Source organism: Parapedobacter brassicae (assembly GCF_051400755.1).
In the GTDB taxonomy this organism is placed as follows: Bacteria; Bacteroidota; Bacteroidia; order Sphingobacteriales; family Sphingobacteriaceae; genus Parapedobacter.
In genome coordinates this window covers 41,700-57,266 of sequence record NZ_JBLFFL010000011.1, presented here as the reverse complement: position 1 = coordinate 57,266, position 15,567 = coordinate 41,700, and the positions used below count along the sequence as shown (strand labels likewise).

Sequence of the window (15,567 nt, the reverse complement as noted above, 5' to 3'; positions counted from 1 at the left end):
CCGGTCCGCGGGTCCGCCACGGCTCCCGTTCGCTCCTGCGCCTGGGCAGTCAACGCTAAAAATACTAACAGGCCCAGTACTATCGATTTTCCAAACATATGTGATCCAATTGTGCACTAAACCGCCTTGGCGGTGTCTATGGCGGCGCGCAGAAGGTGTTGGGTGTCCGACCCGGGTGGCACCACTCTGCGCAGGCCGCGCAGGCCTGTGCCGATCACACTCACCCGCAGATGACGGTACACTTGCTCGTACTCCGTGATCGCTCTCTCCAGCTCGTCCAGCAGCGCTGCATACCGCCCGTACAGTACTTCAATCTTATCCTTGCCGCTGCTCGCCGCCAGCACGGGGATGATGCAGCCGGTATCCCCCGCTTCGTTCACCAGCAGCTGGTGCAGACGGTCCAGCGCCTCCACCAGGACCCGGTGCTTCCTTTTGTCGATTGCGTTCACGTCTGCCAATTCAATAATACACCAGGGTACTCCGTCCATTCAGCCAGGTCTGCCCGCGCACCGAATCGGTCCGAAGCCGAATAATGTAGGTGCGGAAATCATCGGGCGGTTGCATTCCGGGGGCGTCATAGGGATTGTAGGCGGTCACGCTGTTGTTGCCGAAGCCCTCCACCAATTCACCCGTTTGGGGATCACGAAGTTCAAACAGATATTCCAGTTGCAGACCGCTATCCGTGAAGCGGAGCAGGGTATGATAATCCGTAAAGGTCTGCTGGCGGAGGTCGTGGAAAATGGCTACCGGCTCCTCGGAAATCTCATAAGTTGGCCGGTTAAACAAATACACATGCACATCAACACCTTCGCGAATATACGGGTCGTCGGTGTACAAGGCGATCCGGCAGCTATCGGGAGAAACACCCGCATCAGCTACGCCGGCGATTACCGTGGGGGCGCGGTCAGGTTGCAACTGCAGGACAAAAAAGCTCGCATAGGGCTGTGGAATATCCAGCAGCGTGTCGACAAACGTACGGTCGGTACCGGATTGGCGGATCACCAGGCGCTGCAAGGTGTCCCGCTTGGCAACCACAGCGGTCACCGTGGCGGTGGGCCCGACGCTATCCTGCACCAAGTGGCCGTCCACGAGCACATCCACAACCAGACCGGGCTCGCCGTGGAGCCCCATCATAAGGGACATCTTGGCTACGGACTGGTTTTCCCGGAGGATGCCCTCCTTATCGCAGGAGACCGCAGAAAGAAGTGAGGCAGCTGCTGCCAGCAGCAGGTATCGGGAACGAATAAATTGAATCAGGTTATGCATGGCAACTTGTTGTTAAAAACGGTAAGTAATATTCAGTGAAAAGTTCATCCCCCGGAACGCCTCGTAGCGGAGGAAATCCAGGTCGGGATTATAATGCTTGCCCTTGGGATCGTCATTAGGATTCTCCAGCTTCCTTGTTTCGTTGTCAACCAAGATGTTCCCCGCATCGTTGGTCGACACATTGTCATAGACCCGGTAGGGCTGCTGCAACAGGTCGGCAATGTTGAAGCGGATCTCCATCCGCTGTTTCATCAGCTTGCCGCTCACCTGGAGGTCGATCACGTCCCGGGGAGTCTCATACTGGTCCTGGAAGGGGTACAGACCACCTACGACGATGCGCCGGCCGTACCGGTTATAATTGGCGTTGATGCCGAATACCCGGCCGAAATACCCGATGCCGGCATTGACCGTATAGGGCGACAGCCCCTGCAGTGGCCGGTTGCGTGAATCCGGCGGCAGGGCATCGCTGTCCGGATTGCTGACCCCGCCCGCTGCATCCAGCAGAGCCGAGGTGTTGTACCGGACATCAGAGGCCATCAGGGACGCATTGCCGCTGATGTACAGGTCGGACAGCCACCCGGAGGCCGGGTGGATGAACCCCAGCGACTTGCGGAAATCCATCTCCACCCCCCGGCTGATCGAGCTGCTGAGGTTGAAGTAATAATAGATCAGACCCGAGGAACTCTGGCTGGCCACCAGCTCCACGGGCGACTCGAACCGCTTGTAGAACACCGATACCGAGAACACCTCCCCGGGTGCAGGGTACAGCTCGTAGCGGACATCGAAGTTATTGATGGACGCATCCTTAACACTCGTGGCCCCTTTCAATACCGTCCGGTCGCGGAAATCGTAATACATGAACGGGCTCCGTTCGCGGAAATCCGCCCGGGAGAGGGTTTTTGAATAGGCCAAGCGGAAGTTGCTCCCGCGCGTGAGGCTATAGATCAGGTTGACTGAAGGCAGCCAGTCCGTCCGGTCGTAGTGGACCACCGAATCCACGGCAAGTCCGGTGGCGCGCTGATAGGTGACGTTGCTGATATCCTGCCGGTTGTTCTCCAGGCGCATCCCGCCGGTGAGCCGGAGGTTGCGGGAGAGCAGGGCATCAAGCATCAGGTAACCCGCATGCAGGTACTGCGTGCCCGTATAGTCGTCACCTGCGGCGCTGGTCAGCGCGGCACCCGAAGGGGTGTAATAGATGCCGCCCGGGTAAATGAAGTCGGATGTCAGCAGCTCGTAATCCGCGAGGCCGAAGGCCGCCTCGTCGAACGCCACCTGGTTGCCGCCCGCAACGGCCAGCAGCCCGATGCTGCCGAAATCGGCCTGGCGCCGGCTGCCTGCGTACCCCACCTTGAACTGCTGCTGCCGGCCGGCGACCATGAAGGGGTAGGTGGCATTACCGGCCCAGTTAAATTTGGTCTCCTCCAAGCGGGAGTTGAAGATTGACAGTCCGTTGCCCAGGAAGCCCGTGTTGTCGAACACCACATACTGGGCATACCCCTCCGGATCGTTCGGCTGACGGAAGCCCAGGGAGCTGCGGGTATCCGGCTGGTCGCGCACCGTGCTGACCCAGTCACCGCTCCAGTCGATGCGGATACCACGGCTGCCGAGCCGGTGCTCGCCCTCCAGGCGGCGCTGCCAGATATCATTGATCAGCGTCACGCTGATATAACCGGCGGCATCACCCGAGCCATATCCAGTGAGCGGGCCGGCAAAGCTGTTCGATTCGTTGTCGAACACGTGCGTATACACGTTCCGCAACACGATCTTGTTGGACCCCTGCTGCCAAGCCACATTGAGCGTGCCGCCCAGGATGGACCGGAAATGGAACGCATTGCCGTTGAAATCGTAGTTTTCATCGGCATACGTACGGCGCATCTCCGTGTCTATGCGCTCATCGTGCCGATAGGTCGCCCCCAGCGTGATGCCGATCGTACCGGCCTGGCGGAGACCGATGCGCTTGCCACCCAGCAGCTGATAGTTCTGCGCTGGTCTGTAAGTATATTCATGCAATCCCCAGTTGTTCGGGATGCGCCTGTTCATCTCTGCCATATGCTCCGCATCACCGGCTGCCATGGCGCCCGCATATTCGAAGCGGTCCCAGGTGTTGCGCCACCATTGCCGGTTGCCATCGTCGTAGCCCAGGTAGTCCCGATCGCCCCTTGGGGTACTGAGTAATGTCCCGCCCCAACTCCGGTTGTTCACCCCCGACCCCACGGTCAGGCTCAGGTGATCACGGTCCGGTACATCACGTGTATTGATCTGCACCAGCCCCCCGGCAAACTCCGAAGGCATGTCGGGTGTGGCGGTCTTGTTCACCACGATGTTGTCGATTAGGCCGCTGGGAATGATGTCAAACGCGAAATTGCGACGATTGGGTTCGGTGCTGGTCATGCCCGCCCCGTTGAGCATCACGTTGTTATACCGGTCGCTCAGCCCGCGGACGGTGACGAACTTATCTTCCTGTATTGTCAGGCCGTTCACCCTTTTGAGCACCTGCGCGGCATTATTGTCCGGCGTCACGGCGATCTGATCGGCACTGATGCCATCGGTCACCGCTGAAGCGTTCTTCTGTCGGGCGTATAATCCCTCGATGGACGCCCGCCGGTAATCGGCGGTTACCGTCACGGCGGCCAGCTCCTCGGTGGCCGCCGTGAGCACGATGTCCAGCGGGGTGGTCTGTCCGGCCTTCACCGTCACATCGGTGATGCGCCTGGGCTGATACCCGAGAAACGAGGCCTCGACAGTATACGTCCCCATCGGGAGGGGAACGCTGAAACTGCCGTCGGCCTCGGACTGCACGCCCCTGCCCGTTTCGGCAATCCGCACGGAAGCGCCCGGCATGGGCTGTCCCCGGTTGTCCATCACCCTGCCGGAAACCCAGCCCGGCGGTTGGGGTTCGGGGGCCAACCTGACAGCGACCAGGTAGCCGGACGGAATGAACTCGAGACCGTTTTCCCTGCCGATGCGCTCCAGCACTTCGCGTAGGGACCGGTTGGCAGCCCGGACGGTGACACCCTCCTTATCGCCGATCTCCTCTTTGTACACAAAGGTGAATCCCGAAGCCTCGGTCAGTTCCGTCAATATGTCCTTTAACACCGCGTCGTCCCGGTCAATGGTGACCTTCACCGATTCAATGCCCTGGGATTTTGCATCGGATGCCAATGAAATTCCCGCGAAACTCATCGTTATGACGGCGACCAGGAACGTAAGCCTTGACATAAATCTTAATCGTTTGTTTATATATCTTTTATTAAACTTGCACATAAGTTCTTCATGAATATTTCATACTCTATTACTAATGGAATTGTGAAGGCTGATCCGGACGGGGGTGTAGCAGACCCCCGTTCCTTTTCGTTGGCTTTAATTAGGCGTTTTGTCTATATGTTACATGGTTCTCCTTTCTTGCTTATCGTTCTTATCAATCAGAATAACACTGGCTTAGCGGTGGACCGTAATGGTGTCCTGCCGGATCTCGTAGCGGAAGCCGCCGGCCATGGCCAGCATTTCCATCACCCGCGCAATGCGTTCGCCCCGGGGTTCCAGCGAAAGCCGGATATCGCCGATGGCCGCTTCCCGGATCCGTATTTCCACACCATACCGGCGTTCCAGCACGCGGCAGATGTCCTCCAGCCGCTCTTCCTTGAACCGGAGTTGCCCCAACCGCCAGGCGGAGCGGCCTTCCGCACCCAGGGAGCGCTTTTCGATGCGGTCGGTTGCTTTGTCGTAAACCAACTGCTCCCCATCGGTCAGCGTCCAATCCGTTCCGGCAGATCCCGCCCTTACTCTCACTTTGCCTGAAACCACCGCCACCTCGGCTGTCGGATCGTCGCCATAGCCGGATACATTGAAGGACGTACCAAGTACATTGACCTCCAGCCCGCCGGCGTGCACCGTGAACGGCTTGGCCTCGTTCCGAACCACATCGAAAAACGCCTCACCCTCCAATAATACCTCGCGACGCGGATGGCCGTATCTATCCGGCACCCTGATCCGGCTGGCGTGGTTCAGCATGATTACCGAACCGTCGGGCAGCCTGACCCGCTTCTGCTGGCCGCGCGTAGTAGCGACCTCACTGTAGCCAGGAGGCTCCCCCATCCGCTCGGGGGAACGCGAGAACCACAGCAGGCTGATCGCCAGCAGGACCACCGCGGCAATGGCCGATACCCACCCCCAGCGGGGGAATGTGCGGGATGCGTGCGTGTGGCGTACCAGGAACGCGCTGTGCATTTCACGGCGCTGGCGCTCCACCTCCCCAGCGGGAAGCGCCTGAGGCCGGAGGTCCAACCGCGCCAGCCAGCGGGCTGCCGCCTTTTTCTCCTCGAAGGTGGCCGTCCCTGCATGGATACGGCGGAACAGATTTTTGATGGGATCTTCCATGGGCTGCATACTATACGTTATAGCCAGCGAAGTGCCGGATGGCCCACAGGTTTCAGATGAAGTTTATGTTAATTAATCTTTAACCATTCAGCAACCATAGCACGTACAGCAGCTCGAGGGCCGTGGGATGGAACGGTTCGGCCGCCTTGCGCAGGCGCTGCATGGCGCGTTCAAGCTGCGTTTTGACAGTTTGGGGGGAGATGTCCAGCCGCTCGGCGATTTCCTTGACAGACAGGTTCTCGGACCGACTCATGAGAAAAACCTCCCGCATACGGCCGGGCATGGCCTGGATGGTGCGGTCAAGGGCGTCGAAGATCTCCTGGTAGTAACGCTCTTCATCCCGCAACTCGGATTCGCTGGGGGCAGCGGCCTGGTCGGACTGGTCGGCCAGAAAGGCCAGGAAATGCCGGCGGTGCTTTTCGGTGGCCCCCTTCTCACGGAAATAACGGCCGATCTTGAACCAAAGCCGGTTGCGCAGCCAGCGCTCCGGGGCATTGCCGAAATTCAGCGAAGCCCTGATTTCCCAGACTTCGAGAAACAGCTCCTGAAGCAGGTCCTTGGTTTCTTCGGAATCGCCAATCCGTTGGTAGGCAAGCGCATGGAGCACCTGCCAGTAGCGCCTGTGCAGTTCCTCGAACGCGAATGTATCCGAATTGCGTATATCCTGTATCAATTGCTGGTCCGAGCGGTCTGTCATGCCCTAATGCGAACGATTTAGTTTAACGATATCCGGCAAAGGTATGGATTTCCGTTTTAAATTAGTATTAAGCGTTGGGTGGGTCGAGCAGCCATGGTTCCTCACACCAATTCACCCAACTGCTGGCCTGTTCAATCCCTTAAACACCCAAGGACATGCTCCCGGATCTCCCTCCGCTGCGCGCCGTCGACGGAATCGTCCAGCCGCGTTGCCGGTAGGCGGATGATTCCGATGCCCAGCCCGGGGCATGCACTGGCCCGGAAGGAAACCCCGTCGCTGGGAGGCCCGGAACGTTTCACGGATTTACAGATGCCGGCAAGCACATACGCCTATGACCATAGGAAACATGCATCGATGCCTGTGTTACTACTTATATTATATTATCCGCTAGCGCTGGTCTTTACCAAATCTTTGCAGTCCAGCAAAATGGGTTGCCGGCCACCAGTTGAGCGAGCAACCGGCGTTTATCCCCAGCCGGGATCTGCGGGTCGGGATCTTGGTAGCTTGCAAGAACTTCCATGACCTGCGGGCGCAGCATCCCGTCACTGGCAAGCAGCTTGCGCAAAGTGGCGATGTCTGCCGCGGAAGCCGCGCCGTCGAGTGCCTTTTCAACCAGATGCCAGACCTGCTCTTCCATGGTTTTACATTATCCCGTTGCGGCTGCAACAAACCGGCCAACCGCGGAAAACGTACGACATTGGAGAAAAAGGGAAGATCCCTGTCTGGTAGGGCGTCCATTTCGGGACATTAGGTGTACAGTTCCGGACAGTGCTTCGCCAGGCATGAAAAACCTCAAACTATATATCAATAGGTCACAGTGGTCAGTTTTTTCTCCACGAAGGCTTTGGTTACGCTATTGATTTACTTGATCGTTACCGAATCGCATTTCTTTCGCCATACTCATCGCCTCCCCCATCGCGTGGTGGATGATGAACAGCTGGCTGGAGAATTTTGCCGTGACAGGTCTGGCAGCAATGGCGGTTGCCCTGTTTACGATGAGCTGGCAGGCGATCAAGGTGGCATTATCCAATCGGGTGGAGCCGCCGCGTGAGGAGTGATCGGTAATCGAGGGTCAGCATGAGTCAAAAATTTACTTTTGATGCCTCGAAGGTGTTATCCGTATGTTGGCTTAGTTTGAACCTTCTGTTAATCAGACGGTAATTCAAAACTATCCACTCCCTCGCTCATTGATCAATGCCTGATGGCCTATACCAACTTGGTCTGCAAACCAGTTGGACGGCGCGGCTTCAAAAGGTCTTGCAGAGGCAGATGCCATTGGCGTCGTGACCGACCTTTTGGTCATTCCCTGGACTTATGTGTGGCAGAACCTGTTATAGCATCTTCAAAAAAGACAGTAAACTCCGACTAAATATCGCTAACTTGGATGAAATTATGGATCTTCTAACCAGCATTATCGGAGAAATCGAGCTCCACGCCGTGGAGGGCATCCGCAGATGCTTCGCACAGGGCGTTAATCCGAACGACCATTTCAATGGTGTCCCGCTCATCTATGAATTGACAAGCGAATACACCCGTTCACCAAGGTTCAAGGATTGCGTGAGGGCATTTGTGGATCATGGGTTGGAATTTGAAGACGAAGCCCTGTTGGCCGTCTTGCTTGACGATGCGGCCCTGCTTGACGGTTATATCGGCAATCACCCGGAAACCACTTCCAACCGGTACACGCTTCGATGCGCCTATACACCCCTGTATGAGGCGACCCTATTGCATATCTGTGCCGAATTCAACCACGTGTCCTGCGCTGAGGTTCTTATAGGCCACGGTGCCGATGTCAATGCGCGCGCAGGAACCGACGAGGACGGATTCGGTGGCCAAACACCCGTTTTTCATACCGTTAATCAAAATCACAATCAAAGCATGGATGTGCTGAATTACCTGCTTTCCAAAGGGGTGGATTTGAAGGTAACCATTCCCGGAATCATATGGGGCAAGGGATACGGATGGGAGACACTGATCCCTGCCGTCAACCCGATCAGCTATGCCATGATGGGCCTGCTTCCCCAAATGCACCGGGATGAAGTAACCATTTCGAAAGTCGTCACAACGTTGCTGGGACATGCCTATGGAATGGAATATATCCCCAAAAATGTGCCATGTGCTTACCTGAAAAAATAAGAAAAGGCGTATGAACGAATTCGTGTAAATTATTCAGATTATGGCCAAAGAAAAAAGTATACCCGACGGAGTTTCAGCAGTGCTGCCTATGTTGGTATGCCGGGATGTTTCCGCTGAAATAGATTTTTGTAAAACCACTTTCAATGCGTTGGAAGTGCTGCGCAGACCGGGACCGGATGGCAAAGCCGCCCATGCCGCATTGGCGATCAACGGGGCGATGGTTTTGATTGAATGTGAATGGCCAACGCTGTCAAGCCGTCCACCGCAAGCGGATGGAAGCTCCCCGGTGATCATTTATGCCTATGTGGAAGATGCAGATTCGGCCATCGAGAAAGCGGTGGCTGCCGGCGCGAAAATATTGCGTCCTGCGGAGGACCGGTTCTGGGGTGATAGAACCGGAAGAATCTTGGATCCCGAAGGGCACGTATGGACGATTTCGAGCCGGATAGAAGAAACCACAGCGTCCGAAAGGGAAAATCGCTGGTCTAAAATAGCCAACCGTTGAAAAGCCCCTCCCGGATTATCCCTTTCGCAATAACACCCATACTCATCGTACCTGTCAGCGGATCGGATAGCATGGACCTGGATGAATTGTAGGGGATCCTACCATTCCTGGATTATTTGCAGGATGGGGAAGGGGAGGCCCGGAAGCAGTATGTGCAGCGTTTGATCAGCCATAGGTCTTCGGGGCAGTAACCGATCGTCGGCGACATGGAAACTGAAATTTTGGCAGTATCTGGTTGATGAAATAACGGTTGTGGTTGTTGTCGGTAGTCCAATTGTTAAATTATGATAACGTTTCGTGTCTGGGCCAAACATTGCACCTTTTTTGATGGTTTGCTGGATATGAAAAAGATGCTGATGATCCTTACCTCGCACCCGGATATGGAAAACACGGACGGCAAAACCGGTGTTTGGCTGGCGGGGTTTACGGAAGCCTATTATGCCTTTGTTGACGAGGGATTTGAAGTCACATTGGCCAGCCCGAAGGGCGGGAAGCCGCCGGTTGATCCGATGAGCGAACGACAGGAGCAGGATACCCCGCTGAACGGACGTTTTCTAGCGGATGTGGATGCGCAGCTGGCCTTCGGGAATACCTGGAAGCTGGACGAAGTGCATGCCGGGGATTTCGATGCTGCCTATTTTACGGATGGCCATGGATCGATGTGGGACTTTGTTGAAGACAGACGCGCCGGACAGCTTGTGCTGGATTTCCAGGATGCGGGCAAACCGGTGGCGCTGGTTGGCCACGGCACGGCGGCACTGATCGCCGCCAACGGCATCCGGGATGGCTTTTTGCAGGGCAGGCGGATTACTGCGTTCAGCAATACGGAAGAGGCGTTATTGAAAAGGCACCATCATATCCCCTATGAACTGAAGACCCGCCTGAAAACGCTGGGTGCGGACTGCCGCAAGGGCATTATCCCGTTCACCCCGCACGTGGAAGTGGATGGTTTGCTGGTCACCGGGCAAAACCCGCAGTCGGCTGCGACCGCTGCTCAGGTGCTGGCCAAGGAAGCTGAAGGGGAACTGCTGTTTGGGTAGGGGGGTGTTTGTGCGACAGGTATAGCTCCCTTCTTTCCGCATTGGCCTGATTGTTGCCTTTGTGTCCATTATGGAATCCTCTCCCTTTTCGTCACCGTCATACGCTGCACAAAGTCTGCCCTTGCGGGTAACGTATAAAAAGCGGGACTATTCCGTCCGATTGGCCGAACCCCGGAAAATCACCGCGGATTGCCAGCGCCTGGAAATCCTGTTGGATGGCCGGGTGCAGGTGCTGGAACGCAAAGGCGGGCGTTGGCATTTTGCGGAATTGCCGGAGGGGGCGGATGACAATCTGGCACCGGAAATCTGGCGGGTGCTTTGCCTGCGGTACCGGGTGTAGGTTTTGGTGTCATTTGGCAGGCTTTTGGGTTACGTTTTCCCGTTCCATATTATCCATTCTTGGGTTACTTCCAATGATATAACAGGTATAATGAATGTCATGACTTGGGCCTCCCGAAAAACAGCACATATCCATCGGCATCTTCTATTTCAAAACCTCTTAAATTATCGCCATTGTCATGAACAGGCTTGCTAAATGTCACACCATTTGAACGATATTCCTCAAACAACGTGTCTGGTTCAGCAGCGGAAATATAAGCATCCAAGGGTGCCCATTCGTGTCGCGTACGATTAGGAATGGGTTTTATATCAGGAGCAACTGCCTTAAGCATAATCGAAATATGGTCGCGACCAACAATAGCCCAGTAAGGGTTTTCGTCCGGACCCATATATCGGATTTCAAACCCAAGTTTATCAACATAGAATGAAACCGAAATTTTCAAGTCTGCAATAATAAAACAGGGCATGATGTAAGTGAGATTTTTCATCAGTATAAATTGTTTATTGACTTATAATCTGTTCTTTCGCGGCATCAATGAGATCGCTACGCTACGTTTTTAATGGTGATGAAGCTTGCACGAGCTGGATTTATTCATGCTCTTTTTTGAACGGCAGCTCATGCAGGTTTCATTGTGTGCCGTGGTTGTGATTCCACAGCGTTCTCGAAGGGTTAGGACGATATTTCTTCTCCAAGCGTAATCCGGTGTCCATCAATGGTCCGGATTGAAAACTCCCGTTGTCCCCAGGGTTTGTTTTCGATTTCACTAAGCACCTCGACTTGCTTTAACTGAAATTCTTCATACAACGCGTCAATATTCGACACTTCTAAATAAGCCACGTATGAATGGCAGCCAATTTCATAAGCGGGTTGGTCGTCAGGACATTCACCAAGCATCATATTAATGCTGTCTCGAATTAAAAAATGCCATCCGCTTTCTTCCCATAACGTGTGGAAGCCCAATTTGTCAATGTAAAACCCGGCGGATCTCTTTAAATCGTTTACGGCCAAAACATACCTGCAGTCTGTGATTTTCGGTTTCATATTTTTATCGTGTTATAATGCTTCCTATCAATCAAATTGCCCCGGCATTTACCAGAAGCTCCTCAATTTCAACATATCCCTTTTTATTTGCCCACGCCAAAGGTGTGGCCCACGGTGTTCCCGCCATGTTGGGGTCTGCGCCCTGTTTAAGTAGGTAATTCACCATTTCTGCCTGTCCCCATCTTGCTGCCATCCCTAACGGGGTGGATTGGTATTCTTCGTCAACAGGGTTTAAATTAGCCCCGTATTTTATCAGTAGCTCTGCTTTGGGTATATCGCCCTTCTGCGCCATGTCATGAAGAATGGTCACATGATGCCAACTCATCGTATTCGGGTTCATTCCTTTCTCCATCATATAAGTGGCACCGTCTAACCGTTCGAAATAGTAAAATTGGGTCCACTTGAGAATCGACGGAACTTTGGCCCCAAAGCGCATCAAAAGATCAATCATTGTACGGTTGTTTCCCTTGGCCGCAAAAAGCAAAATCCCTTCGCCCCAGAAACAGGTTTCGTCTTTTGCGGACTCAGGGTGGTTTTTTAGTATTTTTTCGGTTTTTCCTAAATCCTCATCATAAACTGCTTTTTCAAACTCTTTTTGCAATCCGGTTCTGCTGAAATGAATTTTCCCATTATCCCCTTTGAACTTATGCCGGGAGCTGTCGGTGGCATACTCGTTCAATAAAGTCGAAATTTCATCGTAGCCCCTGTCTTGTGCAACTGTTTGCAGCGTGTCCAAAAAGGGATATGTTTTATAGCTCGGGTCATGCGCTCCATTGTCCAACAAATACCTGACTAAAACGGTATGCCCTTCCCGGACAGCAAAATGGATAGGTGGGGTATAATTGTATTGTGCGTAAATCAATTCCTGACATTGGTCAACCAGTTCTTTTATTTTGTTGATGTCTCCCGCTTTGCTTGCGATGAGCATGTCCCATACCCCGGTAGTGGTGGAGATGCCCCCATTGGAAAGACTCATCGGCAATTCCAGTTTCAGCTCATTGGGTTGTATCATGATCATTGCATTTTATTTATCTCCCATCTTAAAAGCATCAGATGTATCGAAGCCATTTCTTTTCGGGATGACCAGACTTGTAGCGGCCATACCACCGGCAAAGGAAGTAGAGCACAACAATATCAGCGGCAAACACGAGGTAGAGGAGGGGCAAGCTCCAGCGAAAAGATTCCTCAACATAGGTATAAGGCGCTGTTTTATACCATTCGTGCGGCGTGTATCCGATCTTAATCCATTGAACCAGCAGGGCGCTGAGGTGAATCACTAAGATGTGGAGCAGGTAATAAAAGAAAGGCACGCGCCCGAATGTTTTCATTGCATCGGCAAACCAACCGGTTGCTTTTTCTGCCCAGGGCACCAATGCAATAATTGGCCCGAGTGTCATGGCCAGGAACAACGGGGAGGCTGGATACTTGGACTGATTGAGTAGCCGGAAGATAAAAGGAACACCTTCGGAAGGCTGCTGCGCAATGACGATACTGCCGATCACGATAAAAAGCAGGATGGCTGTCAATCCGATTGCAAGACATGCTTTGCGCATCTTCTCTTCGCTCATCGTGCAAATCGTTCCAAAACCATAGCCGGCAGCCATCACGCCAATCCATGGAATGATCGAGTAAAGTACGGCTACACCCTCGTATGATTCAAAACCGGAAGGATAGATAAACTCCCAGAACTTTGCGAACGCAGACTGACTGCCTGTCGGCAGGAGGTAAGGCACGTTACTGAAGACGGATTGAATTAAAATGATCATCAAGCCAACCACACCCACTACCCGTGGACTAAACCAGATGAGCGCTGCCAGCAACACCATACACCAGCCCAGCATCCAGATAATACCGGCCAAGAAAAATTCAGCATAGTTAATATGAAATGCCCACAGGAAACGGATGAGTGTAACTTCGAGCACCACCAGCATCAGTCCTCGTATAACAAGGTAACTGGCAAGCTTTGATTTGCCACCGATTTTAACCCCATAAAGAAACGCGCTGGTGCCAGCAAAAAAAGCAAAAGCAGGCGCGCAGAAATGGGTGATCCATCGCGTGAAGAATACACCGGCTTCGGGCCCGCCAGCCGGAACGGCTGAATAGACACGCACATGGTCAATGGCCATCAGTACAATAACCAATCCGCGGAGAAGGTCAACGGATTGTATCCTACGGGTGGATGTCAACGAAATTTTCGGGAACGTATCAGTGCTCATAGTATTGTGATGATTAAGGTTCACTATTCAATCGGTTGTATAAATCTCAAGGTGTTGCCATCGGCATCCGTTACATAAAATTCACGGTTGCCCCAACTTTGATTATAGGGACCTAAGTGTACAGGGGATTCTTTTCTGTGGGATTGATCCAATCCCCTCATGGTATATTTTTTAAATAAGTTGTCAATGTCATCAACCAGCACATTTGCTGCAATTCCTATTTTCTGGTCTCCTTCCAAACTTGTCAGAATAAGCGCCGCATCTCCGTTTTTCAAAGCAACTACCCAGTCGTCTGACGAGGCTCCGGGCTCGCTAAGTTGAAAATCCAGCACTTCGGTATAAAACCGGATGGCAGTTTTCATATCGCTGCATCGGAAAATAGGAATCATTTTCATGTTGGTCGTTTTGATTAATGGGTTACACAAAAAACGGAACGGCCTGCCTGACATTCGAATGGTTTTTTACTTCGTTATTCATTGTTAATGAAGTTTTGGTTAACTTTAAGTTGATGCCGCAATTCTGAAACCGATACACTCATCCTTAGCGTCCAGGGCGATCGAATACCGTTTTGATACCGTGCAATGGATGTCCCAATTATGGTGACAGCCTCCACGTAAAATCCGTTCATTGGCCCCGCTTAAATGTGGGGTTCCGTCTTTGGGTATTTTAAATATATCGTCTTGAGCATCATCCTGACACCATTCCCATACATTGCCGCTCATGTCGTATATACCCAATTGATTGGGAGCTTTCAGTCCGACATCATGGGTTTCCGTGCCCTTTTCCGTGTTTTTTAATCGGTGCAGGAGAGCCGGGTCAGTGATCTTTCCGCTGTTTTGCTCATACCATCCAGCCTCGCTCAGATTGTTGCTGCCGCTAAACGGGAATCCATCACGCCAATGTGTTCCGCCTCTTGCTGCATACTCCCATTCGGTTTCGGAAGGCAAGCGAAAGGATATGTCATTACGCAAGTTGAATTTAGATCCATTGGAAGCATTCAGCTTATCCAAAAACCCCTTGTCGGATGTAATGTCGTTGAATGAAACACACTCCACAGGCCTGTTTTGTCCGTTAAAACGTGATGGGTTGCTGCCCGCGATGTATTCCCATAACCGCTGGGTGACTGGATATTTCGAGATGCAGAAATCAGCAATGCTTATGTTTATCTTTTCTCGTTCACCAAATGAATAGGCTGCATCTCCCGTACCCTTTACAAATATCATTGGGAATGTGTAATTGATTTCGGGAAAGTTTATTTCAAAATTTGTCATGGGTGATTGGAATGTATTTTATATCATGACCGGTTTGGCTACGCATTTTTTAAGTTGGTCATCGTTCGCCATACGGCTTTCCAAGTATCCCCGTGCCTGTTGAATACAAGGATATCTGTGCCGGTATCATGGAATACTTTGCCTTGTTGTTCGTACCGCATCTCAAAATCATAGTTTATGATGGCTGTGTTTTCAAAAATGTGAACATGGGGGTTACCTTCCCAGTAAAGCAGTACGGTAGAGTTTTCCATAAAATCCACATAGGATTGGATGCACATGGTCCTGCCGGTCGCTTGATGCTTCAGATCGGGGCTGTTGAACACGATTGTTTCATGGAAATAATCGTCAAGTTCTTCGAACCGCTTTTCATACCAGCAGCGATTGATTTTTTGCATCAGTTCCCAAAGGATTTGTGATGATGTATGTGTCGTATGGCTCATGGTTTTAGATTTAATTCACATTGTCTACTCGTCTTCCGCAAAAGTGAGGATATACCCGTTGATGCCCTATATGGAAAATTCCGCGATACCATGAAACATTTTCTCCAGCCCTTTTACCATACCACCCTGAATCAACGGGCGTAAATAGTGGATTTCTATAATGCCCGCATGTTGCTTTTGAATACACGGTTGTTGCCTTGCCTCTTGCTATGCACTAAGATAAGTAATATAAAGCTGA

20 protein-coding genes are annotated in these 15,567 nt (G+C 52.5%); 6 read left to right on the top strand and 14 right to left on the bottom strand.

The genetic code is table 11. The features are described from left to right. Positions 1–116: 116 nt before the first annotated feature. From ACMGDE_RS18900 to ACMGDE_RS18885, 4 genes are all read right to left on the bottom strand, one after another. Positions 117–449: a hypothetical protein gene (locus ACMGDE_RS18900; protein WP_436834396.1), complete on the bottom strand. Its 333-nt coding sequence runs from the start codon at positions 447–449 to the stop codon at positions 117–119. A gap of 10 nt (positions 450–459) precedes the next feature. Then, the gene (locus ACMGDE_RS18895; RefSeq protein WP_436834395.1) at positions 460–1,266 is read right to left on the bottom strand and encodes a hypothetical protein; all 807 of its coding nucleotides are present in this window, start codon (positions 1,264–1,266) and stop codon (positions 460–462) included. A gap of 12 nt (positions 1,267–1,278) precedes the next feature. After that, complete coding sequence (locus ACMGDE_RS18890; RefSeq protein ID WP_436834394.1) at positions 1,279–4,485, bottom strand: TonB-dependent receptor; 3,207 nt, start codon at positions 4,483–4,485, stop codon at positions 1,279–1,281. Positions 4,486–4,704: 219 nt separating this feature from the next. Beyond that, positions 4,705–5,277 (bottom strand): FecR family protein, encoded by a 573-nt coding sequence (locus ACMGDE_RS18885; RefSeq protein ID WP_436834393.1) that lies wholly within the window; start codon positions 5,275–5,277, stop codon positions 4,705–4,707. Here ACMGDE_RS18885 and ACMGDE_RS18880 point away from each other — a divergent pair. Further along, entirely contained in the window at positions 5,230–5,703 is a 474-nt protein-coding gene (locus ACMGDE_RS18880) for a hypothetical protein (RefSeq protein ID WP_436834392.1), read from the top strand. The genes ACMGDE_RS18885 and ACMGDE_RS18880 overlap by 48 nt on opposite strands. Positions 5,704–5,722: 19 nt before the next feature. Here ACMGDE_RS18880 and ACMGDE_RS18875 read toward each other — a convergent pair whose 3' ends face one another. From ACMGDE_RS18875 to ACMGDE_RS18865, 3 genes are all read right to left on the bottom strand, one after another. Further along, on the bottom strand, positions 5,723–6,340 hold the full coding sequence (locus ACMGDE_RS18875; protein WP_436834391.1) for an RNA polymerase sigma factor: 618 nt from the start codon (positions 6,338–6,340) through the stop codon (positions 5,723–5,725). 131 nt (positions 6,341–6,471) lie between these two features. Continuing rightward, positions 6,472–6,639 carry a hypothetical protein gene (locus ACMGDE_RS18870; RefSeq protein WP_436834390.1) on the bottom strand — a complete coding sequence of 56 codons (168 nt, stop codon included), beginning with the start codon at positions 6,637–6,639 and terminating at the stop codon, positions 6,472–6,474. Between the two features lie 101 nt (positions 6,640–6,740). Continuing rightward, positions 6,741–6,977 carry a hypothetical protein gene (locus tag ACMGDE_RS18865; protein WP_436834389.1) on the bottom strand — a complete coding sequence of 79 codons (237 nt, stop codon included), beginning with the start codon at positions 6,975–6,977 and terminating at the stop codon, positions 6,741–6,743. Positions 6,978–7,266: 289 nt separating this feature from the next. Here ACMGDE_RS18865 and ACMGDE_RS18860 point away from each other — a divergent pair, with 289 nt between their 5' ends. The 5 genes from ACMGDE_RS18860 (at position 7,267) to ACMGDE_RS18840 (ending at position 10,361) form a co-directional block, all read left to right on the top strand. Continuing rightward, positions 7,267–7,398 (top strand): hypothetical protein, encoded by a 132-nt coding sequence (locus ACMGDE_RS18860; RefSeq protein WP_436834388.1) that lies wholly within the window; start codon positions 7,267–7,269, stop codon positions 7,396–7,398. Between the two features lie 334 nt (positions 7,399–7,732). Continuing rightward, on the top strand, positions 7,733–8,476 hold the full coding sequence (locus ACMGDE_RS18855) for an ankyrin repeat domain-containing protein (protein WP_436834387.1): 744 nt from the start codon (positions 7,733–7,735) through the stop codon (positions 8,474–8,476). A gap of 40 nt (positions 8,477–8,516) precedes the next feature. Then, positions 8,517–8,981: a VOC family protein gene (locus tag ACMGDE_RS18850; protein WP_436834386.1), complete on the top strand. Its 465-nt coding sequence runs from the start codon at positions 8,517–8,519 to the stop codon at positions 8,979–8,981. A 284-nt stretch (positions 8,982–9,265) separates the two neighbouring features. Next, positions 9,266–10,021, top strand: coding sequence for a type 1 glutamine amidotransferase domain-containing protein (locus tag ACMGDE_RS18845; RefSeq protein WP_436834385.1), 756 nt, complete (start codon positions 9,266–9,268; stop codon positions 10,019–10,021). A gap of 70 nt (positions 10,022–10,091) precedes the next feature. Next, positions 10,092–10,361 carry a hypothetical protein gene (locus tag ACMGDE_RS18840; RefSeq protein ID WP_436834384.1) on the top strand — a complete coding sequence of 90 codons (270 nt, stop codon included), beginning with the start codon at positions 10,092–10,094 and terminating at the stop codon, positions 10,359–10,361. Positions 10,362–10,458: 97 nt separating this feature from the next. On the opposite strand, the gene ACMGDE_RS18835 is transcribed toward ACMGDE_RS18840, so the two are convergent. The 7 genes from ACMGDE_RS18835 to ACMGDE_RS18805 form a co-directional block, all read right to left on the bottom strand. Beyond that, positions 10,459–10,848: a VOC family protein gene (locus ACMGDE_RS18835; RefSeq protein WP_436834383.1), complete on the bottom strand. Its 390-nt coding sequence runs from the start codon at positions 10,846–10,848 to the stop codon at positions 10,459–10,461. Between the two features lie 182 nt (positions 10,849–11,030). Then, on the bottom strand, positions 11,031–11,402 hold the full coding sequence (locus ACMGDE_RS18830; RefSeq protein WP_436834382.1) for a bleomycin resistance protein: 372 nt from the start codon (positions 11,400–11,402) through the stop codon (positions 11,031–11,033). 31 nt (positions 11,403–11,433) lie between these two features. Then, positions 11,434–12,414 (bottom strand): ankyrin repeat domain-containing protein, encoded by a 981-nt coding sequence (locus tag ACMGDE_RS18825; protein ID WP_436834381.1) that lies wholly within the window; start codon positions 12,412–12,414, stop codon positions 11,434–11,436. Between the two features lie 37 nt (positions 12,415–12,451). Beyond that, positions 12,452–13,618 (bottom strand): acetyltransferase domain-containing protein, encoded by a 1,167-nt coding sequence (locus tag ACMGDE_RS18820; RefSeq protein ID WP_436834380.1) that lies wholly within the window; start codon positions 13,616–13,618, stop codon positions 12,452–12,454. 23 nt (positions 13,619–13,641) lie between these two features. Further along, positions 13,642–14,013 (bottom strand): VOC family protein, encoded by a 372-nt coding sequence (locus ACMGDE_RS18815; RefSeq protein WP_436834379.1) that lies wholly within the window; start codon positions 14,011–14,013, stop codon positions 13,642–13,644. Between the two features lie 105 nt (positions 14,014–14,118). Continuing rightward, on the bottom strand, positions 14,119–14,841 hold the full coding sequence (locus ACMGDE_RS18810; RefSeq protein WP_436834378.1) for a formylglycine-generating enzyme family protein: 723 nt from the start codon (positions 14,839–14,841) through the stop codon (positions 14,119–14,121). An 86-nt stretch (positions 14,842–14,927) separates the two neighbouring features. Continuing rightward, positions 14,928–15,329 (bottom strand): DUF4440 domain-containing protein, encoded by a 402-nt coding sequence (locus ACMGDE_RS18805; RefSeq protein ID WP_436834377.1) that lies wholly within the window; start codon positions 15,327–15,329, stop codon positions 14,928–14,930. Positions 15,330–15,567: the final 238 nt, after the last annotated feature.